The organism is Candidatus Pelagibacter sp. PS_02 (genome assembly GCF_059418065.1).
In genome coordinates, this window is sequence record NZ_CM182079.1 from 388,348 (window position 1) to 410,464 (window position 22,117).

Sequence of the window (22,117 nt, forward strand, 5' to 3'; positions counted from 1 at the left end):
TCTAATAGTTAGGAATAAAATTATAACACTACATACTTAGAGAGAGAATATTTATGAGCTCAGAAAACAGAACTTCAGTACCTAATTCATTAAATGAACATTGGATGCCGTTTACATCTAATAAAGATTTCAAAGCAAACCCAAGACTAATTACAGAAGCTAAGGGGGTTTACTTAAAAACTCACCATGGAAAAACACAAATAGATGCGAGCTCAGGGTTATTTTGTAACCCACTAGGCCATGGAAGAAGAGAAATCACAGAAGCTGTTACAAAGCAATTAGAAACTTTAGATTACGCACAACCATTTCAACAAGGTTTTGGTGGTTCATTTGAATTAGCTACAAAAATTTCAAAACACACACCAGGTGATTTAAATAAAATGTTTTTTACAATTTGTGGATCTACAGCTGTAGAAACTGCAATTAAAATTGCTGTTGCATATCACAGAGCAAAAGGACATGCAGAAAGATTTAGATTTGTTGGACGTGAGCGTGGTTATCATGGAATGAACATTGGCTGTATTTCAGTGGGTGGAATGGTAAATAATGTTAAAACGTTTGCAAGCGTTTTAATGCCAGGTGTCCAACACATTAGACATACACATTTACCAGAACATAAGTTTGTGAGTGGTCAACCAGAAACTGGAGACTATTTAGCAAATGATTTAGAAACTATTTGTCAAAATTTTGGTGGTGAAAACATTGCTGCTTGTATTGTTGAACCGATTGCTGGATCAACTGGAACACTGGTTCCACCAAAAGGATATTTACAAAAACTAAGAGAGATCTGTGACAAGCATGGAATACTTTTAATTTTTGATGAAGTAATTACAGGATGGGGCAGAACAGGATCTAAATTCGCTGCAGATGAATTTGGAGTAACTCCAGACATTATGACAATGGCTAAAGCTACAACCAACGGTGTTGTTCCCATGGGTGTTGTTGCATGTAATGATTATATCTATGATGCGGTAATGGATGCTTCACCAACAGGTGCAGTTGAATTGTTTCATGGCTATACTTATTCAGGAATTCCAGTTGCAGTTGCTGCCGCTCTTGCAGTGCAGGAAATTTTTGAAAAAGATGATATTTTCAATAGAGCAAAAAATTTATCTCCTTATTTCCAAAAAGGATTATTCTCTCTTCAGGATCTAGAGTCTGTAGATAATATTAGAGGATATGGAATGATGGGCGGAATAGACATGAAGCTAAACACTAAACCAGGTAAAGCTGGTTATGAATGTTTTAAAGCTTGTTATGAAGCTGGTGTTAACTTTAAAGCTACAGGAGATTGTTTAATTATAGCTCCTCAATTCATCTGTGAAGAAAAACACATTGATGAGATTATTGAAAAGTTAAGAACTGGTATCACTAACTATCAAAAAAATCAAAAAAACTAAAAACTTTAAAATTTTAAAGTATTAAATTAAGGAGAGAAGGTTATGAAAATCGGCGTACCTAAAGAAATCAAACCACAAGAGCATCGTATTGGATTAACCCCTGAAAGTGTTAAAACTTTAATATCAGAAGGTCATGAAGTTTTAGTTGAAAATAATGGTGGATTTGAAGCTGGTTTTGAAAATGATCAATACACAAGTGTAGGTGCTAAAATTGTTGATAAAGCTGAAGATATTTTCAATGATGCAGATATAATTGTTAAAGTAAAAGAGCCCCAAGCAGGTGAAGTTAAGATGATTAGAGAAAATCAAATCGTCTACACTTATCTACACTTAGCAGCAGCTAAAGAATTAACAGAAGGTTTAGTTAAATCTAAAGGTGTTTGTATAGCCTATGAAACGGTTACAGATGATAATGGCAGATTACCATTACTTGCACCAATGAGTGCAGTTGCTGGACGTATGTCAGTTCAAGCTGGAGCACATTGCTTGGAAAAAAACCAAAATGGTAGAGGTCTTTTATTAGGAGGAGCTCCTGGAGTTGAAGGAGGTACTGTTGTTATTTTAGGCGGCGGTGTTGTTGGTGAAAATGCTGCTGTGATTGCAACTGGAATGGGTGCTAAAGTTCATATCGTTGACAAGTCTGAAGCAAGATTGAAACAATTGGTTGAAATGTTTGGTGATAAAATTATTCCAGAACAAAGTGATAAAATTGATTTAAATAAATTAGTTGCAAAAGCTGATCTTTTAATTGGGGGTGTTTTAATACCAGGTGCAGAAGCTCCAAAACTAATTACTAAACCAATGTTAAAATTAATGCAAAGAGGATCAGTTATTGTTGATGTTGCAATTGACCAAGGGGGTTGCGTTGAAACAAGTAAACCAACAACTCACGGTGATCCAACTTATATTATTGATGATGTTATTCATTACTGTGTAGCAAATATGCCAGGTGGAGTTCCAAGAACTTCAACAATTGCGTTGAACAATGCAACACTTCCACATCTAGTAAAAATTGCAAATAACGGTTACGCTAAAGCACTAAGCGATGATAAACATTTGCTTGCAGGACTAAACGTTTGTAAAGGTCAAGTAACATATAAAGCAGTGGCTGATGTTTTTGGGTATGATTATGTCGATCCTTTAAAAACTCTGTAATTTTTTTAACTAATGTTATCGGATAAAATTAAAGATTATTTAAACGAATACATTAGCCAGGAAGTTTACGTTCAAGTAGCCGTTGCTAAGGGTAAAAATAAAATTTCAACTAATGCTGCAATCAGTAAGTACTTTGAAAGCAATCACTTTCAAGGTTTGGCTGAAGGTAAACCCTACAATACTTTTTTAGATGATCTTAAAGATAAATGTTTAGGAAAATTAGTTAACTCTCCAATGAAAGATAGCAAAACGGACGATGAGATTATTATTGAACTTCAGAATAAACTTAATACTTTAGATATTGGTGAATTAAATGATACTTACTGGGAAGTTGAAACAGGTGAATATTTAAGAGGAGCAGATATTAAAGAAATCGAACTCGAGAGAGATACTTTAATTAAATTTTTAACTTCAAAAGATGAAGCACATGACACGGTAAGTACTCTTTGCAAAAACTATGAAAAATTGTGTAAGCAAAAGTACCCTGAAGCTCCATTGCCTTTAGAAATTTTATAATAAAAATTAATTTTATTTTTTAATTAATTCACTAATAAAAAGCTCGCCATTACCACTATCCAAGGCATCTTTATAAAAATCTTTTGTATCTTTGGCTAATTTTTCAGCATCAGGCATATCTTTTAGTAAATCTTGAATGTAGGACATATCTTTATGCGAATTTTTTGCAGTAAACTTAAACCCTGTATAATCGTCTTTTAAAAGGTTATCAAAAATTCTACTTAAGGCTGCAGAATTTCCAGAGCCAAGTTTAGCAACATCGTATAATTTCTTTAAATCAATATCAAATTTTTTTGCACCTTTTATCATGTGAACAATTAAAGTAGCGTTACCCAGTGTTAAAAAATTATTTAAAAGTTTTGATTTAGTTCCCATGCCAACTTCTCCAAAATAAAAGTAATCTTTGCAAAACGCTTTTAAAAATACCTCAGCTTTCTTAAAATTTTCTTCACTACCACCAATAATACCACCTAAGACACCTTCTTCAGCTTGAACGGGGCCTCCCATTACAGGACATTCTATGTAGTTTATATTTTTGCTTTTAAAAATTTTATTAGCTTCGATGGATCCATTTTGGTCATGAGTAGTAATATCAATAATAAGAGTATCTGAATTTAATAGAGGTAATATTTTTTCAATAATTGAATGAGCAATAGGAGTATTGGTTACACATAAAAAAAGACAGTCTAAATCTTTTGAACATAATTCGTCATATGATTTAACTTCAACTGCACCTTCATTAACTATTTTTTCTATTGGAGATCTATTTTTATTAGCAATAACAAATAAATTATTATTATTTTTTAGAATATTTTTGGCTATTCCATAACCCATATACCCAACACCAATGAAACCAACATTTTTCATGAATGATTAAATTTATGCTTAATTATAAATTATATCAAATAGATATTTGTGTTTTGTTTTTTAATCAACTGATGTATGTATTGGGAAAGGGGTGTCGTAACTGACTGAGATTAAACCCTAATAACCTGTCCGGTAATTCAGAAAGGGAGAACAATGGATAAAACATACTTTATAAGTCAATCAACATCATTAACACTTGTCATAACTATAAGCTTAATCTTTACAATTGTTGGATTAATTTACTCTAAAAAATATCAAGGGATTAACAATTATCTAACTGCGAATAGAAACATTGGTTTCTTTTCACTAACAACAAGCCTAATTGCATCTGCGCTTGGGGCTTGGATTTTATTTGGTCCAGCATCTGCTGCAACATGGGGTGGGATAGGAGCTGTGATTGGTTACGCATTAGGAACAGCATTTCCTATGATCTTTTTAATTTCACTTGGAAAAAAAATAAGAACTGACTTTCCAAAAGGTTCAACGTTAATTGAATTTTTAAGAAAAAGATTTGGAAAGAGTTTATTTAAACTTATTTTGCTTATGACAGTATTTTATATGTTCGTCTTTTTATGTGCTGAAGTTACTGCAGTTGCAATATTGATAAATTATATTTCAGGAACTGAACTTTGGGTCACCTCTTTAATTATTCTGATCGCAACGCTTGCTTACACCTTATACGGTGGATTAAGAGCTTCAATTTTTACAGATAATATTCAAATGATAGTAATTGTAGCTTTATTATTAATTTCAGTATTTTATCTAACATCATTTAAAGGGGATCAGTTTTCTTTCTCATTTATTAAAGAAAAAAGTCCTCACTTATTAAGTGTGAGTTATATTCCAAACTATACTGCAGGATTAACGTTCTTTATCGCGGTTGCTGCAACTAATCTTTTTCATCAAGGAAATTGGCAAAGAGTTTATGCTGCAAAAAATAATGAAGTCTTAAAGAAAAGTTTAATAGTAGCGTTCATCGTTATTATTCCAATTGTTTTTTTTATGGGTTTTAGTGGTTTAGTTGCAGTATCAGCTAATCCAAAAGTTATTCCTGATCTTGGTTTCTTCTCTTTATTGTTAAGTGAACAGACAGAATTTTTATCATTAATAATTGTAATTCTTGGTTTATCATTGACAATTAGTACTGTTGATACATTGGTCAATGCAATATCAAGCTTAATAGTGGTTGATGGAAAAGCGACTCTAAATTTAAATAAAAAAACTAATTATTTAACTTTTTCAAAATATTTTATAGTAGTGCTTTCAATTATAGCTTTTGTAATTGCTTCAAAAGGATTCAGTGTTTTATACTTATTTTTGCTTGCTGATTTATTTTGTTGTGCGTTTGTACTTACTGTTTTTTATAGTTTCTATAATAAAAAGTTGAATGAAAAAACGGCATATATTTCAATTATTATTGGGTTAATTGGAGGGTTTCTTTTATTCCCAGCTCCTGATTTTTCAAAGAGTTTGTTAGTGGGTATAATTTTACCAGCAGATACTTTTCCAGCTTTTGTCTCTCAATCATTGTTGTTTTTATCTTTTATAATCGCAACTTTTTTGCCTGTAATATTTTGGAAAATAAAAGGATCTAAAAAATAGACCTAATAATTTGTAAAAGGTGTATAAGTAATTATATACACCCTAACAAATGTCTGAGATTCAAATATCCATTAACAACTTATCAAAAGTTTACGATAATGGCTTTAAAGCCTTAAATAATGTTAGCCTTAAAGTAAAACAAGGTGAAATTCTTGCAATGCTTGGACCAAATGGTGCGGGCAAAACTAGTTTAATCAGTATTATTTGTGGAATTGTTAAACCTACTTCAGGAACTGTCACAATTGATAATTATGATATTATAAAAGATTATAGAGAGACAAGATCAAGAATAGGGCTTGTTCCTCAAGAATTAAATTTAGAATCTTTTGAGACTGTTTTTGATACCGTATCTTATTCAAGAGGGCTGTATGGAAAAGCACCTAAACCAGAACACATTGAAAAAATTTTAAAAGATTTAAGTTTGTGGGATAAAAAAGATCAAAGATTAAGACAATTATCAGGCGGAATGAAAAGAAGAGTTTTAATTGCAAAAGCTTTATCTCATGAACCTAAAATATTATTTCTTGATGAACCAACAGCCGGAGTTGATGTTGAGCTTAGAAGAGATATGTGGATGGTTGTTGATGACCTCAGAAAAAAAGGCGTCACAATTATTTTAACTACTCATTACATTGAGGAAGCTGAGGCTATAGCGGACCGTGTAGCTGTAATTAATCAAGGTGAAATTATTGTAGTTGAGGATAAAAAAGAATTAATTAAGAAAATGGGACACAAAAAACTAACCATTGAATTGCAAAAAAAAATTACAGAAATTCCAGAAGATTTATCTAAGTATAATCTTGAAATAAGTGAAGAGCAGATGTCATTAATTTATACTTATAATGTTCAGGCTGAAAAAACGGGTATTACTGATTTATTGCAAGATATAAAAGATACTGGCTTAAAGTTAAAAGATTTAAAAACAGAACAAAGTACATTAGAGAAAATATTTGTTGATTTAGTAAAGGAGAATAATGAAATTTAACTATTACGGCTTTAAAGCTATTTATGTTCATGAGATGAATAGATTTATAAGAACTATAGGTCAATCTCTTCTCTCACCTGTAATATCTACATCATTATACTTTGTTGTTTTTGGTTCAGTTATTGGAAATTATATTCAAAAAATTGATGGGGTTAGTTATGGGTCTTACATTGTACCAGGTTTATTAATGTTAACACTCCTTACTCAATCAATTAGTAACACTTCGTTTGGAATCTTTTTTCCAAAATTTAATGGAACTATTAATGAAATTTTAGCAGCACCCATTTCAACACTTGAAACCGTTCTAGCTTTTGTAGGGGCAGGAGCCACTAAAACTTTAGTCGTTGGTGCTGTAATTTATGCAACCGCCTCTTTTTTTGCTGATGTGAGTGTTATGCATCCAATGTTAATGATATTTTTATTAGTATTAGTTTCTTTTACTTTTGCTTTATTTGGATTTTTAATTGGTGTAGTTAGTAAAAACTTTGAGCAGATGTCGATTATTCCATCATTAGTCATTACTCCAATGGTATTCTTAGGGGGCAGTTTATACTCTCTTGATATGCTGCCACCATTTTGGCAAACAATTTCATATTTTAATCCAGTAGTTTATCTAATTGATGGCTTAAGATTTTCTTTCTACGGCGTCTCTGATTTTGATATTTGGATTAGTATTAGTTCGATGGTTTTCTTTTTAATTGTTTGTATTACCCTTGTGTCTATCTTGCTTAAAAAAGGCTATAATATTAAAAGTTAATTCGCTTTCATTTTAAGATTAATAACTACTAAAGTTTTATAATTGTTTGATTTAATTTCATGATATGAAATTCTAATCGAAGCTTAGGAAATTTTTTATTTAATAGTTGTTTTAGTTTTTGATAAGAAGTTTTGTGAATTTCATCTTCATCTAAATCTTTTTTACCTTCGGCAATTTTAATCGCCCCACAGTCTTCATGATTTATAACAATGAGTTTGCTTATTTTGTGAAGCTCAATTGAAGCTGATAAATTATCAATAAATGTTTGATGCCATTTTTTAAATTTATTATGAGTAACCCCGATAGCTCCACCTGCAATAGTAAATGAGCTATACTTTCCAGTTAAGTTCTTTTTTTTAGTAAATTTATAGACTAGGGATTGGAACCTTGGATCCATACAAGAAAGAACCATTGCTTTAAATTTTTTTTGCATAAAAATTAATTAATAAAATTTAAATACAAAATTTTTTTTTATTTGTCATTAATTTGTTTATTTTTTAAATGAATTGACTATTGAGAACAGCCTTAAAGTCAGTTAGAGTGTAATTATTATGCTATCTTATATATTGCCTTTTATTGCTTTAATTGTTGTGGTGGTATTTATCCATGAATATGGACATTATTATTTTGCTAAACGATACGGTGTAGGAGTTACTGATTTTTCAATTGGTTTTGGCAAAGAAATGTTTGGTTGGAATGATAAATCAGGAACTCGTTGGAAGGTTTGTGTCATACCTCTTGGGGGATATGTTAAGTTTTTTGGTGATAGAAATGTTTATAGCCAAGCTGATAATGACAAAATTATAAAAGAATATAGTAAAGAAGATCAGGATAAACTGTTTGTACTAAAGCCTTTATATCAACGAGCTTTAATTGTATTTGGTGGTCCTTTAGCTAACTTTTTATTAGCAATTCTGATATTTTTTTCAGTTTATACCTTTTTTGGAAAAGATTTTACACCAGCTGTAATTAACGAAGTTCAAAAGGATAGTCCTGCAATGGTAGCTGGTCTTAAAGACAATGATATTGTGGTCTCTATTGATGGCAACGAGGTTACAAGCATTATGGATGTTTCAAAATATATTATGATGTCTACTGATGAATTTATCAATTTTACAGTAAATAGATTTGATCAAGATTTAACCTTTAGAGTAAAACCGAATATTGTTGAAGGCGAAGATAATCTTGGAAACAAAATCAGCAAACGTATGGTTGGTATTAAACTTGGTGCTTATAACAATGAGGTAAATCACGTTAAACTCGGTCCTACCAAAGCACTGTTTTATGCGGTTAATGAAGTTTATTATGTAAGCACTTCTTCTCTTAAATATATTGGAAGCATGCTCACTGGAAATGGTGATACTTCACAGTTGGGTGGGCCAATTCGAATAGCAAAAATTAGCGGACAAGTTGCAGAATTTGGAATTTTACCTTTTATAAGCCTTATGGCTTATATTTCTATTAGTTTAGGGTTAATAAACTTGTTCCCAATTCCAATGTTAGATGGTGGGCACTTAATGTTTTATGGAATTGAAAAGGTATTAGGGCGTCCATTATCACAAAAAACTCAAGAAGGTTTTTTTCGAATCGGAATGTTTTTATTGCTATCATTGATGTTTTTTACAACGTTTAATGATCTAAAAGACGTTGGTTTATTTAAGTTTTTTAATAATTATATTTCTTAAATAATCCTTTAAAATCAACATTTATTTAACAAATCACTATATATTGAGGTTTTTATTTTAGTAGACACTAATAAAAAGCTTGATTTATGAGGTTTAATGTCAATTATGTGAAAATAACCAATAAAACCGGAGCTAAATAAATGAACAAAAAACAATTAATAGCACAACTTTCAGGTTCTTTAAACCTAAGTAAAGCTGATGCTGAGCGTACTTTTGATACTATTACAAACACTATTCTAGATGCTTTAAAAGGTGACGATACAGTGAAAATTGCTGGATTTGGAACTTACAAAGTAGCAAAAAGAAAAGCTAGAGTTGGAAGAAATCCTAGAACTGGAGAGCAAATCCAAATCGGTGCTTCTCAAAAAGTTAAGTTCTTACCAGCTAAGGCACTTAAAGAAATATTTAATAAGTAATTAAATAGTAAATTCATTAACAGCCTTTTACAGAAATGTAATAAGGCTGTTACTATATGCAATCACTGCATACCTAAATTTCCCAATCAACATTAGTTTTTAAGTTCATCTAAAATATAAGTGAAAACTTAAACATGGAGGTCTTAATGATAAAAATAATAAAAAAAATATCAGTTCCACTTATTAGTTTATTTTTTTTAATAAACATGAGTAGTGCTGGAATAGCAGAAACAACTATTTCTGCTGAAGTAGGGTTTGTATTTAATACACTCCTATTTTTAATTTGTGGTTTTTTAGTAATGTTCATGGCGGCAGGCTTTGCAATGCTTGAGTCAGGAATGGTTACTTCTAAAAGTGTTTCTGTAATTTGTGCAAAAAATATTGGTTTGTATGCAATTTCAGGAATTATGTTTTGGTTAGTTGGTTACAATTTAGCATACGGTATACCAGAAGGCGGATATATAGGTACTTTTACACCTTGGTCAGACTCTAGTTCACTGGAGGCAGGTTACTCTGCTGGATCAGATTGGTTTTTCCAAATGGTATTTTGTGCAACAACAGTTTCAATTTGTTCAGGAGCAATGGCTGAAAGAATTAAGTTGTGGCCATTCTTTTTATTTGCAGCAATTTTATCTGGTGTTATTTATCCTATAGTAATGGGATGGCAATGGGGTGGAGGCTGGTTAGCAACTATCGGATTTTCTGATTTTGCTGGATCAACTCTAGTTCACTCAACTGGGGGTGCTGCTGCACTTGCTGGTATTATAATACTTGGTCCAAGATTTGGAAGATTTGATAGCAAAGGTAATCCAAAAGCCATTCAACCATTTGCAGCATCATCAATTCCATTAGTAACTATTGGTGTGTTTGTATTATGGTTAGGTTGGTTTGGATTTAATGGTGGTTCTCAATTAGCGTTAGGTTCATTTGCTGATGCAGTAGCTATTTCAACAATCTTTATTAATACTAATTTAGCAGCTTGTGGTGGTGTATTAGCTGCAGCCGTAGTTACAAGATTATTGTTTGGTAAAACTGATGTAATACAAATGTTAAACGGTGCAATTGGTGGGTTAGTTGCAATAACAGCTGAACCATTAGCACCATCTCCATTAGCAGCAATATTAATTGGTGCTGTTGGTGGTGTGATAGTTGTATTTGGAACTAAACTACTATTTTCATTTAAACTTGATGATGTAGTGGGTGCAATTCCAGCTCACATGTTTGCGGGTATTTTTGGAACTTTAATAGTACCGATCACAAATGCAGATGCAACATTCGGAGCACAGTTAATTGGTGTTTTATCAATTAATATTTTTGTTTTTGTAGTGGCTTACATAGTCTGGTCGATTATGAATAGTCTCTTTGGAATTAGATTGAGTAAAGAAGCTCAAGCCAAAGGTACAGATGTTACTGAAACAGGAGTAATTGCTTACGCAATCAGAGACTAATAAAAAACTATCTCTCTTATAGTTAGAAAATAGGCCCCTTAATTGGGGCCTTTTTAATTTATAGAGTTTTTTAGGGTATCAAACACTTCTTTAGCATGATCCTTAACTTTTACATTATCCCAAATTTTTACTATTTTACCATTTGGATCAATTAAGAAAGTTGTTCTCACTATTCCCATAAACTCTCTGCCCATAAATTTCTTCTTAGCCCAAACTTTGTATTTTTTTAAAATATTAAGCTCTACATCAGATAAAAGATCAAATTTGATTTTAAATTTTTCTTTAAATTTGTGGTGGCTTTTTAGATCATCCTTAGAAATCCCAAATATTTTACAATTCAGTTTTTTAAATTTAGGTAATAATTTGTTAAAATCATTAGTCTCAATTGTGCATCCTGGAGTGTCATCTTTAGGGTAAAAATAAAGAACTACATATTTGCCAAGTGAATCTTTTAAAGAATAAATCTCACCATCTGTTGAGTTTAATTTAAACAAAGGTGCTTTAGAATTTATTTTAAACATTATTAATATTTATTTTTTTTCCAAACATCAAGCCAATCTACCATTGGTGATAATCCATAAGCAGAATTAACATTTGTCATATGCAGTGATAGAGAGGGTATTGGTGAAAAACATTGTGTTTTTTTATAAAGCAAATGAAGAGGTTTTTCATAAGGATCAAAATTATTTAAAAACATTTTTTCATAAGTCTTCCAATTTTTTTTAAGTATATTATGAGAAATTAAATACGTACAAAGAGATTCGTTTACTCTACGCCAATGTTTTTTATGACCAGCTAAAATATTTGTTTGCTCAAATTTATTGTATAAAAATGGATAATCAGCAGGACACATAATTATATCTTTTTTATAGATAGTTGAGAATTTCTCATAACTAAAAATCATTTCTTCAATAGCATCGTGATGATGCAAATAGTCGTCTTCAACAAAATATATTAAGTCATAATTTGAATTAAGAGCAAATTCTTTTGATTGGTAAATATGTGAATTATGAGCGAGCATTCTTTTATTATTTGAAAATCTCATTTTGTTTTTATATTTATTAATATCAAGATTAGATATTTCAAATAAAATACTGTTTTGAGTTGCAATTTTTTTCTGTAATTTAATTACGCTAGGTTTTGAGTTATCATCTATAATTTTTAAAAAAAATTTAATATTACTCATTTTTTTTTGAGCATTTTTAATATTAATACATATGGAATTTAAAGATCTTAAACTGTATTCTTTTTTTTGCTTTTCAAATAATCTTTTTTTATTTTGACTGAGCAGTGTATTTTCATTGGTAAAAGATCTGAATATAATCAAAAAGCTTTTAACTTTTCTTGTAATTTTAACTTCACCAAGTGGTAGAGTTATATTTCTTTTGTTTATTACACTGATATTATTATTTAAAGATGTATTGCTTGTAGGAATTGTGAAATTATTTTGATCGATAATTTCAAAACCTAGTTTTCTTGTAATTTTAATAAAATTTTTTTTAAAAAAATTAATTTTATTTTTATTTTTAAAATTTTTGATCACTATTTTTGTATTTTTTTATTTATTTATATATATTATTATTATCATATGAATATAAAATCATCTCACACTCTAGTAACTGAAGCCTTAAGAGAAATTAAAACTATAAGTCCTGAGCAGGCTTTAAAACTATCAAACGAGAACAAATGTAACTTAATTGATATTAGGGAAAAGGGTGAACTTGATAAATCAGGACGTGTTGAAAATTCTCACCATATACCAAGAGGAATGTTAGAGTTTTGGCTAGATCCTGAGAGTCCTTATTTTAAAAATGGTAAGCTAGATATGGAAAAAGAAATTGTCTTATTTTGTGCTGGTGGTTTAAGATCTGCACTTGCAGCTAAATCATTAAAAGAAATGGGTTTTGAAAATGTTTCTCACATTGAGGGTGGCTTTGCAGCAATTAGCCAAAGTGATTTTAAAATAGTTTAATCTACTTTATTATATTCATCTAAGGCAAATTCCAATCGATCTTGTCCCCAAAATATTTTATTATTAACAATAAAAGTGGGCGCTCCAAAAACTTCTTTTTCATGGGCATTTTTAGTGGCATTTTTTAACTTTTCTTTAATAGCAGGATCTTTAATTGTTTTAAAAAAAATATCTTTATCAATCTTACATTGCTCAAGTAGTGATATTAAAATTTCTTCTTTAGAGATATCCAAATCATCTTTCCAATAAGCGTCAAACATTGTTTTAATATATTGTGCTTGATTTGATGAGCTAATATCTAAATAGCCACGCATAATATTCAATGAGTTTAAAGGAAATTTAGAGTTCCATTTAAAATCAAAATTATTTTTTTTTGCAATTAACAAACAGTCATTAATCATATGTTTTAATTTAGGTTTGATAAATGCTGGTGCTGTTATACCTTCTAAATTATGAAGACCACCTAATAAAATTGGCTTATAATTTATTAGAATATCTTTTGGTAACTTTTGGATTTTTTTGTAAGCTAAATACGCGTAAGGACTAATAAAATCAAAATAGAAATCTATTTCCTTAATCATATAGATTAATTCTTTTTGCGTAAAAAATTCTTATAATCCAATAAAGAGTAAGTCCAATAGGACCAATAAAATATGTTATTAATAACGGAAAAGACATTATTATTTTATTGATACCAAATTTTTGTGAGTCCTTAACAATCCATCCACCACAAAATAGATTAATAGACAGAAAATGAGTCCAAAATAGAATTAAGAAGGATTTATTGTTAAACAAATAACTAATTGAATCTAAGCCTAAATATAGCTCAAAATTTCTAACAAAGTCATAGCCTTCGTTAAACAGCAAATATGTTAAGTAACCGTAGGCGAAACTTAAAATAATAAAAGGAAAAATTGATGTGATAAAAACTCTACATATTTGTGACTGCGGAAAGAGGACTAATATTAACCAAAAAGGTAAGACACCCAGATTTAACCAAAGAAAAATCATTTCAATTGTAAAATATGTATAGATTTGATCGATCATTTTTAGTGTATTATACAACATGCTATTAAGATTCATATGAGAAATAGAAAAAAAACATTACAAGTAACGGTAGATGAAATGAGAAATTTCTCATTTGCCTATATCGAAAGATACGCACCATCTAAACAACAGCTTAGAACCTATCTATTAAAGAAGTATTTAAAAGCTAATTTAGAAAATATTAAAAAACAAGATATTACAGATTTAATAGATGTTGTTTTGCAAGATCTTGAAAAAACTAAGTTTATTAATGATAAATTCTATTCTGAAAGTAAATCTAGAAGCTTAATCCAAAGAGGCAGTTCGGTTAATAAAATTAGAAACTATTTAATGACTAAAGGAATTAATGATCGCTACATTAAAGAAACAATAGATAAGATTAAAGAGGATAACTCTGACCAAGATTTTTTTTCTGGAATAAAAATATGTAAAAAAAAGAGAATTGGACCAGCGAGAGTAGAGGATAATAGAGCCCTATTTTATAAAAAGGATATTGCTTTACTAGCAAGAAATGGTTTTGATTTTGAAACCTCTAAAAGGATCATGGATATTGATCAAGCTGACTATATGAAAATAATTAGATTACTTTAATTTTTTTTCTTTCTCTTCTTCTTCAACAAGAGACTGAATTCTATTTCTAATAACATTTTTAACAAATACAAAAACTAATAAACCAAAGATAGAAACCGATACTATAATTATTAAAATTATTCTTAATTGCTCATCCATTATAATATGTTTTTACTTTTTAAAATTAAACTTGGGTTTTTAAATTCAGTTTTTCCATAGAGTATTTCATTATAATTAAAGTCAGTCACTTTCCCCCCTGAGTGCTCAAGGATTGCATGACCAGCTGCAATATCCCACTCACAAGCTCTTGGTTCAGCAACATACATATCAAATTCACCTGCTGCAATAACACAAAATTTTAGTGAGCTTTTCATTTTTTGAAAAGAACTTATTTTATATTTTTTATGAATTTTTAAAATTTCAGGTTTAAGATCATTAGAATAACTTACCGCTGTATGTCCAACATAGTTTTTCTCTTTATTCATTAATGAAATTTCTTGATTGTTAATTAACTCGTAACTGTGAGACAAACCGTAAGAATAAAAAACTCTTTTTTTTGCCGGAACTGTTATGATCCCAATAGCAGGTTTTTTATCCAATATTAATGCTGCATTTAAAGTAAATTCATCACGGTTATTAATATAATCTCTAGTGCCATCTATTGGATCGATTAACCAAAAAGTATTTAAATCATTATCCATCTTATGGTTTGCACTCTCTTCTGAAACAATAGGGATATTTGGAGTTATTTCTTGGATCTTACTGGTTAAAATTTTATTAACTTCAATATCTCCGTTACTTACAGGAGTATTGTCTGACTTAATTTCTTTTTTTAAACCAGCTCCTCTTAAATCTAAGGCTACCTGACTTGCTTTATTAAAAGTTTCTATCAGTGAAAGAGTAATTTTCTTCTTTTCTTCAATGTTCATTTATATAATTTTTCTAATTGAATTACTTTTGAATTAATAACTTTTTTTCCAACGTTTTCAAAATTTACAGTAACTTTACCATTAATTATTGATTGAACTTGTCCAGTTCCCCATTCTTTGTTGTTCGGATTGATAACTTTGTCACCTGGTTCAAAATCTAAAATCATTAATTTACTTATAGTTAATATACTAATAAATATCATTAAATATGACAAAATTGAATTCTATTGGAATAGCTAAAGACCCAAAAGACACCTTAGTTATTGTTGCAATGTCAGGTGGAGTAGATTCTTCAACAGTTGCAGCTATGATGAAAAATGAAGGTTACAATGTCATCGGTATTACTCTTAAACTTTATAATGACAGTAAAGAGACAGCTTCTTCAAAACAATGTTGTGCAGGTCAAGATATTATGGATGCAAAAAGAGTAGCTGATAAATTAAAGATCGAACATAAGATTTTATATTATCAAAATAAATTTAAAGAAGGAGTTATTGATAATTTTATTGATAGCTATTTAAATGGAGAAACACCTATTCCATGTGTGCAATGTAATAAGACAGTTAAATTTACAGACTTATTTAAAGAAGCTAAAAGACTTAACGCTGATGCTTTAGTAACAGGACACTACGTTAAAAGTATTACTGAAAAAGATAATACAGATATGTACAGAGGAATTGATTTAAATAGAGATCAAAGTTATTTTTTATTCAATACCACAAAAGATCAATTAAATTTTTTAAGATTTCCTTTAGGCAATCTTCTTAAAGATGAAACAAGAAATATTGCAAGAGAACTTGATCTTAATGTTGCAGACAAACCTGACAGTCAAGATATTTGTTTCGTTCCAAATGGAGACTACGCTTCAGTTATAGAAAAATTTAGACCAAACTCTTTTAGCAAAGGTAACATTAAAAATATGAATGGTGAAGTGATAGGTGTTCATGACGGCATTATTAATTATACAATTGGTCAAAGAAAAGGAATTGGAGTTTCTGATAAGAACCCATTGTATGTAGTAAAGATTATTGCTGATAAAAATGAAATTATTGTTGGAGCCAAGGAACACCTTGTTAAAACAAAAATAAATTTAAAAGATTTGAATATCATTACAAACGATCAAAATGATTTTAAAAATGAATTGTTTGTAAAGGTAAGGTCTACTGGAAGATTAATTAAAGCTAAGATAGATATCAATGATACTAATGCGAACGTTAATTTATTGGAAGAGGAGCACGGTATTGCGCCTGGTCAAGCGTGTGTGTTTTATACAAAAAACAATAATGGCTATAAGGTTCTTGGTGGTGGTTGGATAAAAAGTTAGGTATTATTGAGATATAAAAGTTAAGAGACTATTTTTTCTTATTTTTTCTTTTAGCTCTTCTTTTTTTAGAGCCCTGTTTTCTTCGACCTCTATGTTTTTTTGGGTAACCCATACTATCCTATTTATAATTTTATTGACGTTATTGGAGGGATATAGCATTCTCCCTTTAACTTATCAAATTTTTTATGACTAAATCATTCAAGACTTTTCTTAAACATACTGCAAAAGATTACCATAATCAGTCAGTTAACCCCCCTGTGGTAAGAGCGTCGACTATTATCTTCAAATCCATGCAAGATATTAGAAAAATGCAGGATAAGAGCAAAAAAGATCCAACAGGTGGACATTTTGATTATGGAAGACAAGGAACATCAACAACTCATGTTTTGTCACAAATACTTAAAGAAATGGAAGAGTGTTATCATGTATTTTTAACACCAACTGGATTTGGATCAGTTTTCTTATCTATATTTAGTATTGTTCGTCCTGGTGATGAGATTATTGTGGCAGATCCAACATATTCACCTACGAGAATTTTAACTCAAGACTTTCTAAAAGAATTTAATGTAAAATCTGTTTTTTATGACCCACATGATTTGAAAACTTTAGAAAAAGCAATTACAAAAAAAACAAAATTAATTTTTGTTGAAAATCCTGGAAGTAACACATTTGATTTTCAGGATTTAGGTAAAATAGTATCAATTGCAAAAAAGAATAAAATTTTTTCTGTAATTGATAATACATGGGGAACTCCTTATTTTTTAAAACCAATTAAACTTGGTTTTGATATGTCCATTGTATCTGCTACTAAATATTACTCAGGTCACTCAGATGTTATGGGTGGAAGTTTAGCTGTTAATAAAAAAGTTTTTAAACAAGTTGATAAAGCGTATAAGATAACAGGTTTAAGACTTGGCCCTGATGATGCTTATTTAATAACAAGAGGACTTAGAACTTTAGATGTTAGATTAGACAAACATGAAAAAAGTGCAAAACAAGTAGCTGAGTTTTTATCTAATTATAAAAATATAAAACTATTATACCCGCATAAAAAAGATTCCTTTAATTTTAGAATGTGGAAAAAATATTATTCTGGTGCCTCAGGATTGATGGGTCTGAAAATTAAATCAAAAAACAAAAACTCTGTAATTAAGTTTGTTAATTCTTTAAAATTATTTGGTTATGGATATAGTTGGGGTGGATTTGAAAGCCTTGCTTTATATCAAGATAAACGTGAACAAGGTAATAGAGAATATCTAAAATTAGCAAAAGATGAACATTTAGTAAGATTACATATTGGTTTAGAAGACCCAAAAGACCTCATTGATGATTTAAAAAAATCTCTTAAATATATAAAATGAGTTCAGAAAAATTTATTCAAAATAAAACAGCCTTAATAACGCTGATCGCAGCTTGTATTGTAGTTTTAATTTCTCTTGGTGTTAGGCAAACTTTTGGTTTGTTTTTCATGGATTTTAAAAATGACCTAGATATTTCAATAACTCAATCTGGATTAGCAATAGGCATTCAAATGTTAATGTGGGGTTTAACAGGTCCTATATTTGGAGCCATTGCAGATAAATATGGTGGACACAAAGCAATTTGTTTAGCTTTTGTTTTTTATATTTTGGGAATTTATTTTTTGTATGCTGGTCCAAATACTGGAATTTTTTTTCAAATCGATTTAGGACTTTTAGTTGGAATTGGTTTAGGTGGAACTGCAATTAGTATTCCAATGTCAATTGTTGGAAAGCATTTTCCATTATCAAATAGAACAATAGCAATGAGCATTGTTACAGCTGTTGGTTCTTTGGGCTATTTTATCTCTCCACTTTATACGAGCTATTCATTAATTAAAAATGGATGGGTGGATACACTTTTTGTATTCACAATATTCTTATTTATCGGGCTTATAATAGCTTTTTTTGTGAGATCTCCATCTGCTGCTCAGTCTATTGAAAAACCAAACAACCAAAGCGCCATAGAGGCATTTAAGGAAGCTTTCAAAAACAAAAGTTATATACTTCTAGTCTCTGGATTTTTTGTATGTGGTTTTCATATAACTTTAGTTGGAACACACGTTCCAAAATATGTAATAGATAGAGGTTTAGAAAGCTGGACGGCTGCTGCAATATTGTCATTAATTGGATTATTTAATATATTTGGTTCTTTATTAAGTGGATACTTATCTACGAAAATTAGTAAAAAAATTATCTTAAGTTCTATTTACGCATTAAGAGGAATTTCAATTATCTTATTTATATTTTTACCCGCAAGTAACATTAATGCATTTATCTTTGGTGCAAGTTTTGGTTTTTTATGGCTATCAACAGTGCCTGCTACAAGTGGAATAGTTGCTCATATTTTTGGAACAAAATATCTTGGTATTCTTTATGGAATAGTTTTTTTAAGTCATCAAGTAGGCTCATTTTTTGGAGCATTTCTTGGAGGACTATTTCATGATTTATATGGCTCTTATGATTATGCTTGGTATTTAGCAATTGTTTTATCTATTTTTGCAGCAATAATACATCTACCAATTAAAGAAGAAGCAGTTCTAAGACTAAAAACAGAATAAAAATTGAATAAGAAAAACTACTTACTAGATTTAAATAATTCAAAGAAACCCTTTATAATCTATAAATCAGATAAAGGGTTTGATCTTTATACAGACTTTTCAAAAAAGATTATTTTAAACAATAATAATATTGAAAAATTTATTAACAAAAATAATAGGTTAAAATTTCCCTATAAAGAAACTGATCTGTTTATTGGTTTTTTTGGCTATGAAATATTAAATAAGTTAATTGAGGTAAAAATAAAAAAACAAAAAACAATAAATTTCCCTAAAGGCATATTTTATAAACCTGAAACAAAAATAAAACTTCCAAACAACCTTGAGTATAAAAAAACAAGATCATTAAATTATAATGATTTATTCAAAATAAATATTAATAAAAAATCCTATAAGGTAATATTTGATAAATTTAAAAAGAAAATAAAATCTGGAGAAACATATCAGATTAAAATTTGTACTAAATATAGTAATAAATCAGAAATAGATGCTTTAGATTTTTTTAGTAGACTTGTAAAAAGCAATATGGCGCCTGAAGCATTTATGATTAAGGATAAAAATTATTCAATAATAAGTTGTTCACCTGAAAATTTGATAACAAAAAAAAATAATTTTATAACGACAAAACCAATTGCAGGTACTTTAAAAAAAACTAAAAAATTAAATAAAAATAAAGCCCTTATTTTTTTTAGAAAAAATTTAAAAGAATCCAAAGAACACAACATGATTGTTGATATGGAAAGAAATGACTTATCTAAAATTTGTAAACCAGGTTCAGTAAAAATTTTAAAAAAAAAGATAGTTGAAGAATATAAAGATCTTTATCATTATGTGAGTTTAATTGGAGGACAACTCAAAAATAGAGTTACCTCATTAGAGATTATAAAGGCAATGATGCCGGGAGGATCTGTAATAGGATGTCCTAAAATTAGTACATTAAATTTGTTAAACAAACAGGAAAAACAAAGTAGAAATATTTATACAGGTAGCTTTGGTTACTTAAAGTTCAATGGAGATATGAGGTTTAATATCATTATTAGATCAATATTAAATTTTAAAGGTAAATCGGAAATTTCTGTGGCATCTGGTGTTGTAATTGACAGTAATGCAGCTCATGAATTTAATGAAAATTATATTAAAGCAAAGTCATTAATGGATCTTTATAAATGATATACATTATCGATCATCATGACTCTTTTACTCAAAACGTAGTACATCAATTTCAAAATTTTGATGAAGTTGTTTGCACTAATTTTAATGAAATAAATCAAAATAAATTAAAAAAAGCAGATATTATTGTTTTTTCACCAGGTCCAGGTGCTCCAAAAGATTATCCAATTAGTTCTGAGATTTATAAAAAATTTAAAGGTAAAAAAAAAATTATTGGAATTTGTCTTGGGTTTCAACAAATTCTTCATTGTGAAAATGGAAAAATAGTTGAACAAAAAAAGATTTACCATGGTTTCCAATCTAAAATAAAAGTAACTAGCAAAAATTCATTGTTTAAAAAAAATAGTCAATTTACTGTAGGTAGATATCACTCTCTAAAATTAAAAGAGCCGTTTGCTGCAAAAAATTTTGAAATTACAATGAGGTGTGCTATTTCAAATACAGCAATGACAATAGAAAATAATAAAGAGAAAATATTTGGCTTTCAATTTCATCCTGAATCTTTTTTAACTGAAAATGGTAACTTACTTATTAAAAAAATCTTATCAGCATAAAACTTACAAAGAGATTAATTTTAAAGATCTTTGGGGGGATAATGGTGTATTCACTACGATGTGGATTTTTGGAAAACCTGCTAAAATACTTTTTTTTAAAAAACATATTAAAAATTTAATAAAATCTTTAGAAGTTTATAAATTAAATAACCCAAATCTTGAAAAAAATATTCTTAAATTAATCAAATTGAATATTGATAAAAAAAGATCTTATAATCATCTTCTTAGAGTTGCAGTAAATAAAAAGATGATATCAATTTCTTTGAGAAACAGAAAAACTCCTAAATTAAATTTTAATTTAAAGCTTATCCGTCACAAACGATTTGACCCTAAATTTAAAAATCTTAAATATAACTTTATATTAAAGCATTTATCTAAAATGGATAATACCACTTCAGATGTTGGTCTTTGTTATAAGAATACAATTTTAGAAAGTGGAACTTCAAATATGCTGTTTATAAAAGATGATAAAGTGTACTCTCCAATAAATAATATTTATAAGGGCATTACTTATAAATTTTTTAATAAAAAATTAGGTAAGATTATTAACAAAGATATATTGATAAAAACTTTATCTGAATTTAGTGAAATTCTTCTCATTGGTTCTGGAAAAGGTGTTGCTTCAATAAAAAATATTAATGAAATCAAGTGGAAGAGAAAAAGTTTTAAATTTTATAAAAAACTATCTAATTTTTATAAAAATGAAGTTAACAAATGCTCTATCTATAGATAAAATTATGTTTGATCCAAATAATCCTTGTTTATTCTGCAACTCCAAACAAAGTGGTTTGGCTGCTGAAAATGATTTGGCTTATGCTAGTTATGACACATATCCAGTGTCCGAATTCCATTGTTTAATTATTCCAAAACGGCATGTTATGGATTATTTTAATTTAAATGACGATGAAGTGATTGCTTGCAATAACTTAATCAAACAAATTAAAGAGGAAATATTGTTAAAAGATCCCACAGTTAAAGGGTTTAATATTGGAACAAATGCTGGAGTTATTGCTGGACAATCAATCTTGCATTGTCATATTCATCTAATTCCTCGTAGAGAAGGCGATGTCGATAACCCACAAGGAGGAGTTCGGTCGGTTATACCAAAGAAACAGCATTACAAGCGTAAGGTGTAAAATCTTATA

General features: G+C 29.2%; 27 protein-coding genes. 18 read left to right on the forward strand and 9 right to left on the reverse strand.

From position 1 onward, the window contains the following. Window positions 1-53: 53 nt before the first annotated feature. The 3 genes from aptA to AC5SL4_RS02090 are packed head-to-tail and all read left to right on the forward strand — an operon-like array spanning window position 54 to window position 3,071. Window positions 54-1,400 (forward strand): omega-aminotransferase AptA, encoded by a 1,347-nt coding sequence (aptA, locus tag AC5SL4_RS02080; protein ID WP_006997111.1) that lies wholly within the window; start codon window positions 54-56, stop codon window positions 1,398-1,400. A 42-nt stretch (window positions 1,401-1,442) separates the two neighbouring features. Further along, window positions 1,443-2,555 (forward strand): alanine dehydrogenase, encoded by a 1,113-nt coding sequence (gene ald, locus AC5SL4_RS02085; RefSeq protein WP_006997110.1) that lies wholly within the window; start codon window positions 1,443-1,445, stop codon window positions 2,553-2,555. Between the two features lie 12 nt (window positions 2,556-2,567). Then, on the forward strand, window positions 2,568-3,071 hold the full coding sequence (locus AC5SL4_RS02090) for a hypothetical protein (RefSeq protein WP_006997109.1): 504 nt from the start codon (window positions 2,568-2,570) through the stop codon (window positions 3,069-3,071). Between the two features lie 12 nt (window positions 3,072-3,083). Here AC5SL4_RS02090 and AC5SL4_RS02095 read toward each other — a convergent pair whose 3' ends face one another. Then, window positions 3,084-3,938 carry an NAD(P)-dependent oxidoreductase gene (locus tag AC5SL4_RS02095; RefSeq protein ID WP_494587504.1) on the reverse strand — a complete coding sequence of 285 codons (855 nt, stop codon included), beginning with the start codon at window positions 3,936-3,938 and terminating at the stop codon, window positions 3,084-3,086. A gap of 153 nt (window positions 3,939-4,091) precedes the next feature. Here AC5SL4_RS02095 and AC5SL4_RS02100 point away from each other — a divergent pair, with 153 nt between their 5' ends. From AC5SL4_RS02100 to AC5SL4_RS02110, 3 genes are read left to right on the forward strand one after another with little or no spacing between them, the layout of a single operon-like run. Continuing rightward, window positions 4,092-5,540: a sodium:solute symporter family transporter gene (locus AC5SL4_RS02100; protein WP_494587505.1), complete on the forward strand. Its 1,449-nt coding sequence runs from the start codon at window positions 4,092-4,094 to the stop codon at window positions 5,538-5,540. 49 nt (window positions 5,541-5,589) lie between these two features. Then, a complete protein-coding gene (locus AC5SL4_RS02105; RefSeq protein ID WP_006997106.1) occupies window positions 5,590-6,525 on the forward strand; it encodes an ABC transporter ATP-binding protein in 936 nt (311 codons plus the stop codon). Then, on the forward strand, window positions 6,515-7,282 hold the full coding sequence (locus AC5SL4_RS02110; protein ID WP_006997105.1) for an ABC transporter permease: 768 nt from the start codon (window positions 6,515-6,517) through the stop codon (window positions 7,280-7,282). Before AC5SL4_RS02105 ends, AC5SL4_RS02110 begins: the two co-directional genes overlap by 11 nt. 28 nt (window positions 7,283-7,310) lie before the next feature. Here the strand turns inward: AC5SL4_RS02110 and AC5SL4_RS02115 are convergent, their stop codons facing one another. Next, window positions 7,311-7,715: a carbonic anhydrase gene (locus AC5SL4_RS02115; protein WP_018414011.1), complete on the reverse strand. Its 405-nt coding sequence runs from the start codon at window positions 7,713-7,715 to the stop codon at window positions 7,311-7,313. A gap of 118 nt (window positions 7,716-7,833) precedes the next feature. Between AC5SL4_RS02115 and rseP the strand changes: the two genes are divergently transcribed. The 3 genes from rseP (at window position 7,834) to AC5SL4_RS02130 (ending at window position 10,831) form a co-directional block, all read left to right on the forward strand. Then, window positions 7,834-8,967: an RIP metalloprotease RseP gene (rseP, locus tag AC5SL4_RS02120; protein WP_011281967.1), complete on the forward strand. Its 1,134-nt coding sequence runs from the start codon at window positions 7,834-7,836 to the stop codon at window positions 8,965-8,967. A gap of 140 nt (window positions 8,968-9,107) precedes the next feature. Continuing rightward, entirely contained in the window at window positions 9,108-9,383 is a 276-nt protein-coding gene (locus tag AC5SL4_RS02125; protein ID WP_006997102.1) for an HU family DNA-binding protein, read from the forward strand. A 146-nt stretch (window positions 9,384-9,529) separates the two neighbouring features. Next, window positions 9,530-10,831 carry an ammonium transporter family protein gene (locus AC5SL4_RS02130; RefSeq protein ID WP_018414013.1) on the forward strand — a complete coding sequence of 434 codons (1,302 nt, stop codon included), beginning with the start codon at window positions 9,530-9,532 and terminating at the stop codon, window positions 10,829-10,831. A 53-nt stretch (window positions 10,832-10,884) separates the two neighbouring features. On the opposite strand, the gene bcp is transcribed toward AC5SL4_RS02130, so the two are convergent. Beyond that, entirely contained in the window at window positions 10,885-11,352 is a 468-nt protein-coding gene (gene bcp / locus AC5SL4_RS02135; protein ID WP_494575556.1) for a thioredoxin-dependent thiol peroxidase, read from the reverse strand. 2 nt (window positions 11,353-11,354) lie between these two features. Further along, a complete protein-coding gene (locus tag AC5SL4_RS02140; protein ID WP_027306612.1) occupies window positions 11,355-12,374 on the reverse strand; it encodes a hypothetical protein in 1,020 nt (339 codons plus the stop codon). A 45-nt stretch (window positions 12,375-12,419) separates the two neighbouring features. Between AC5SL4_RS02140 and AC5SL4_RS02145 the strand changes: the two genes are divergently transcribed. After that, the gene (locus AC5SL4_RS02145; protein ID WP_027306611.1) at window positions 12,420-12,803 is read left to right on the forward strand and encodes a rhodanese-like domain-containing protein; all 384 of its coding nucleotides are present in this window, start codon (window positions 12,420-12,422) and stop codon (window positions 12,801-12,803) included. Here the strand turns inward: AC5SL4_RS02145 and AC5SL4_RS02150 are convergent. Then, window positions 12,800-13,384, reverse strand: a complete 585-nt coding sequence (locus AC5SL4_RS02150; RefSeq protein WP_027306610.1) for a 2-hydroxychromene-2-carboxylate isomerase — start codon at window positions 13,382-13,384, stop codon at window positions 12,800-12,802. The two genes, AC5SL4_RS02145 and AC5SL4_RS02150, sit on opposite strands and share 4 nt — an antisense overlap. Continuing rightward, entirely contained in the window at window positions 13,377-13,886 is a 510-nt protein-coding gene (locus AC5SL4_RS02155) for an ABA4-like family protein (RefSeq protein ID WP_494587506.1), read from the reverse strand. The genes AC5SL4_RS02150 and AC5SL4_RS02155 overlap by 8 nt, the downstream gene beginning before the upstream one ends. On the opposite strand from AC5SL4_RS02155, the gene AC5SL4_RS02160 reads away from it, so the two are divergent. Beyond that, window positions 13,887-14,441: a regulatory protein RecX gene (locus AC5SL4_RS02160; protein WP_027306608.1), complete on the forward strand. Its 555-nt coding sequence runs from the start codon at window positions 13,887-13,889 to the stop codon at window positions 14,439-14,441. Here the strand turns inward: AC5SL4_RS02160 and AC5SL4_RS02165 are convergent. From AC5SL4_RS02165 to AC5SL4_RS02175, 3 genes are read right to left on the reverse strand one after another with little or no spacing between them, the layout of a single operon-like run. Next, window positions 14,433-14,579 carry a hypothetical protein gene (locus AC5SL4_RS02165; RefSeq protein ID WP_006997093.1) on the reverse strand — a complete coding sequence of 49 codons (147 nt, stop codon included), beginning with the start codon at window positions 14,577-14,579 and terminating at the stop codon, window positions 14,433-14,435. The genes AC5SL4_RS02160 and AC5SL4_RS02165 overlap by 9 nt on opposite strands. Continuing rightward, complete coding sequence (locus AC5SL4_RS02170; RefSeq protein WP_027306607.1) at window positions 14,579-15,349, reverse strand: 3'(2'),5'-bisphosphate nucleotidase CysQ family protein; 771 nt, start codon at window positions 15,347-15,349, stop codon at window positions 14,579-14,581. The genes AC5SL4_RS02165 and AC5SL4_RS02170 overlap by 1 nt, the downstream gene beginning before the upstream one ends. Continuing rightward, window positions 15,346-15,516: a DUF3553 domain-containing protein gene (locus AC5SL4_RS02175; protein ID WP_494587507.1), complete on the reverse strand. Its 171-nt coding sequence runs from the start codon at window positions 15,514-15,516 to the stop codon at window positions 15,346-15,348. The genes AC5SL4_RS02170 and AC5SL4_RS02175 overlap by 4 nt, the downstream gene beginning before the upstream one ends. A gap of 41 nt (window positions 15,517-15,557) precedes the next feature. Here AC5SL4_RS02175 and mnmA point away from each other — a divergent pair, with 41 nt between their 5' ends. The 7 genes from mnmA to AC5SL4_RS02210 all read left to right on the forward strand — a co-directional run bounded on the left by mnmA (window position 15,558) and on the right by AC5SL4_RS02210 (window position 22,108). Continuing rightward, window positions 15,558-16,673 carry a tRNA 2-thiouridine(34) synthase MnmA gene (gene mnmA / locus AC5SL4_RS02180; RefSeq protein ID WP_494587508.1) on the forward strand — a complete coding sequence of 372 codons (1,116 nt, stop codon included), beginning with the start codon at window positions 15,558-15,560 and terminating at the stop codon, window positions 16,671-16,673. Between the two features lie 185 nt (window positions 16,674-16,858). Further along, window positions 16,859-18,034, forward strand: a complete 1,176-nt coding sequence (locus tag AC5SL4_RS02185) for a trans-sulfuration enzyme family protein (protein WP_027306605.1) — start codon at window positions 16,859-16,861, stop codon at window positions 18,032-18,034. Then, the gene (locus tag AC5SL4_RS02190; protein WP_027306604.1) at window positions 18,031-19,251 is read left to right on the forward strand and encodes an MFS transporter; all 1,221 of its coding nucleotides are present in this window, start codon (window positions 18,031-18,033) and stop codon (window positions 19,249-19,251) included. The genes AC5SL4_RS02185 and AC5SL4_RS02190 overlap by 4 nt, the downstream gene beginning before the upstream one ends. A 3-nt stretch (window positions 19,252-19,254) precedes the next feature. Further along, window positions 19,255-20,418 (forward strand): chorismate-binding protein, encoded by a 1,164-nt coding sequence (locus AC5SL4_RS02195; protein ID WP_027306603.1) that lies wholly within the window; start codon window positions 19,255-19,257, stop codon window positions 20,416-20,418. Then, window positions 20,415-20,972, forward strand: a complete 558-nt coding sequence (locus AC5SL4_RS02200; RefSeq protein WP_011281980.1) for an aminodeoxychorismate/anthranilate synthase component II — start codon at window positions 20,415-20,417, stop codon at window positions 20,970-20,972. The genes AC5SL4_RS02195 and AC5SL4_RS02200 overlap by 4 nt, the downstream gene beginning before the upstream one ends. Further along, the gene (locus tag AC5SL4_RS02205; protein WP_006997084.1) at window positions 20,935-21,705 is read left to right on the forward strand and encodes an aminotransferase class IV; all 771 of its coding nucleotides are present in this window, start codon (window positions 20,935-20,937) and stop codon (window positions 21,703-21,705) included. The genes AC5SL4_RS02200 and AC5SL4_RS02205 overlap by 38 nt, the downstream gene beginning before the upstream one ends. Next, the gene (locus AC5SL4_RS02210) at window positions 21,674-22,108 is read left to right on the forward strand and encodes an HIT family protein (protein WP_494587610.1); all 435 of its coding nucleotides are present in this window, start codon (window positions 21,674-21,676) and stop codon (window positions 22,106-22,108) included. The genes AC5SL4_RS02205 and AC5SL4_RS02210 overlap by 32 nt, the downstream gene beginning before the upstream one ends. The last annotated feature ends 9 nt before the right edge of the window (window positions 22,109-22,117 follow it).

Excerpts from the sequence above, each read along its gene's own strand:
- aptA (WP_006997111.1), top strand. The coding sequence starts at position 54 with ATGAGCTCAGAAAACAGAACTTCAGTACCTAATTCATTAAATGAACAT.
- ald (WP_006997110.1), top strand. The coding sequence starts at position 1,443 with ATGAAAATCGGCGTACCTAAAGAAATCAAACCACAAGAGCATCGTATT.
- AC5SL4_RS02090 (WP_006997109.1), top strand. The coding sequence starts at position 2,568 with ATGTTATCGGATAAAATTAAAGATTATTTAAACGAATACATTAGCCAG.
- AC5SL4_RS02095 (WP_494587504.1), bottom strand. The coding sequence starts at position 3,938 with ATGAAAAATGTTGGTTTCATTGGTGTTGGGTATATGGGTTATGGAATA.
- AC5SL4_RS02100 (WP_494587505.1), top strand. The coding sequence starts at position 4,092 with ATGGATAAAACATACTTTATAAGTCAATCAACATCATTAACACTTGTC.
- AC5SL4_RS02105 (WP_006997106.1), top strand. The coding sequence starts at position 5,590 with ATGTCTGAGATTCAAATATCCATTAACAACTTATCAAAAGTTTACGAT.
- AC5SL4_RS02110 (WP_006997105.1), top strand. The coding sequence starts at position 6,515 with ATGAAATTTAACTATTACGGCTTTAAAGCTATTTATGTTCATGAGATG.
- AC5SL4_RS02115 (WP_018414011.1), bottom strand. The coding sequence starts at position 7,715 with ATGCAAAAAAAATTTAAAGCAATGGTTCTTTCTTGTATGGATCCAAGG.
- rseP (WP_011281967.1), top strand. The coding sequence starts at position 7,834 with ATGCTATCTTATATATTGCCTTTTATTGCTTTAATTGTTGTGGTGGTA.
- AC5SL4_RS02125 (WP_006997102.1), top strand. The coding sequence starts at position 9,108 with ATGAACAAAAAACAATTAATAGCACAACTTTCAGGTTCTTTAAACCTA.
- AC5SL4_RS02130 (WP_018414013.1), top strand. The coding sequence starts at position 9,530 with ATGATAAAAATAATAAAAAAAATATCAGTTCCACTTATTAGTTTATTT.
- bcp (WP_494575556.1), bottom strand. The coding sequence starts at position 11,352 with ATGTTTAAAATAAATTCTAAAGCACCTTTGTTTAAATTAAACTCAACA.
- AC5SL4_RS02145 (WP_027306611.1), top strand. The coding sequence starts at position 12,420 with ATGAATATAAAATCATCTCACACTCTAGTAACTGAAGCCTTAAGAGAA.
- AC5SL4_RS02150 (WP_027306610.1), bottom strand. The coding sequence starts at position 13,384 with ATGATTAAGGAAATAGATTTCTATTTTGATTTTATTAGTCCTTACGCG.
- AC5SL4_RS02155 (WP_494587506.1), bottom strand. The coding sequence starts at position 13,886 with ATGAATCTTAATAGCATGTTGTATAATACACTAAAAATGATCGATCAA.
- AC5SL4_RS02160 (WP_027306608.1), top strand. The coding sequence starts at position 13,887 with ATGAGAAATAGAAAAAAAACATTACAAGTAACGGTAGATGAAATGAGA.
- AC5SL4_RS02165 (WP_006997093.1), bottom strand. The coding sequence starts at position 14,579 with ATGGATGAGCAATTAAGAATAATTTTAATAATTATAGTATCGGTTTCT.
- AC5SL4_RS02170 (WP_027306607.1), bottom strand. The coding sequence starts at position 15,349 with ATGAACATTGAAGAAAAGAAGAAAATTACTCTTTCACTGATAGAAACT.
- AC5SL4_RS02175 (WP_494587507.1), bottom strand. The coding sequence starts at position 15,516 with ATGATTTTAGATTTTGAACCAGGTGACAAAGTTATCAATCCGAACAAC.
- mnmA (WP_494587508.1), top strand. The coding sequence starts at position 15,558 with ATGACAAAATTGAATTCTATTGGAATAGCTAAAGACCCAAAAGACACC.
- AC5SL4_RS02185 (WP_027306605.1), top strand. The coding sequence starts at position 16,859 with ATGACTAAATCATTCAAGACTTTTCTTAAACATACTGCAAAAGATTAC.
- AC5SL4_RS02190 (WP_027306604.1), top strand. The coding sequence starts at position 18,031 with ATGAGTTCAGAAAAATTTATTCAAAATAAAACAGCCTTAATAACGCTG.
- AC5SL4_RS02200 (WP_011281980.1), top strand. The coding sequence starts at position 20,415 with ATGATATACATTATCGATCATCATGACTCTTTTACTCAAAACGTAGTA.
- AC5SL4_RS02205 (WP_006997084.1), top strand. The coding sequence starts at position 20,935 with ATGGTAACTTACTTATTAAAAAAATCTTATCAGCATAAAACTTACAAA.
- AC5SL4_RS02210 (WP_494587610.1), top strand. The coding sequence starts at position 21,674 with ATGAAGTTAACAAATGCTCTATCTATAGATAAAATTATGTTTGATCCA.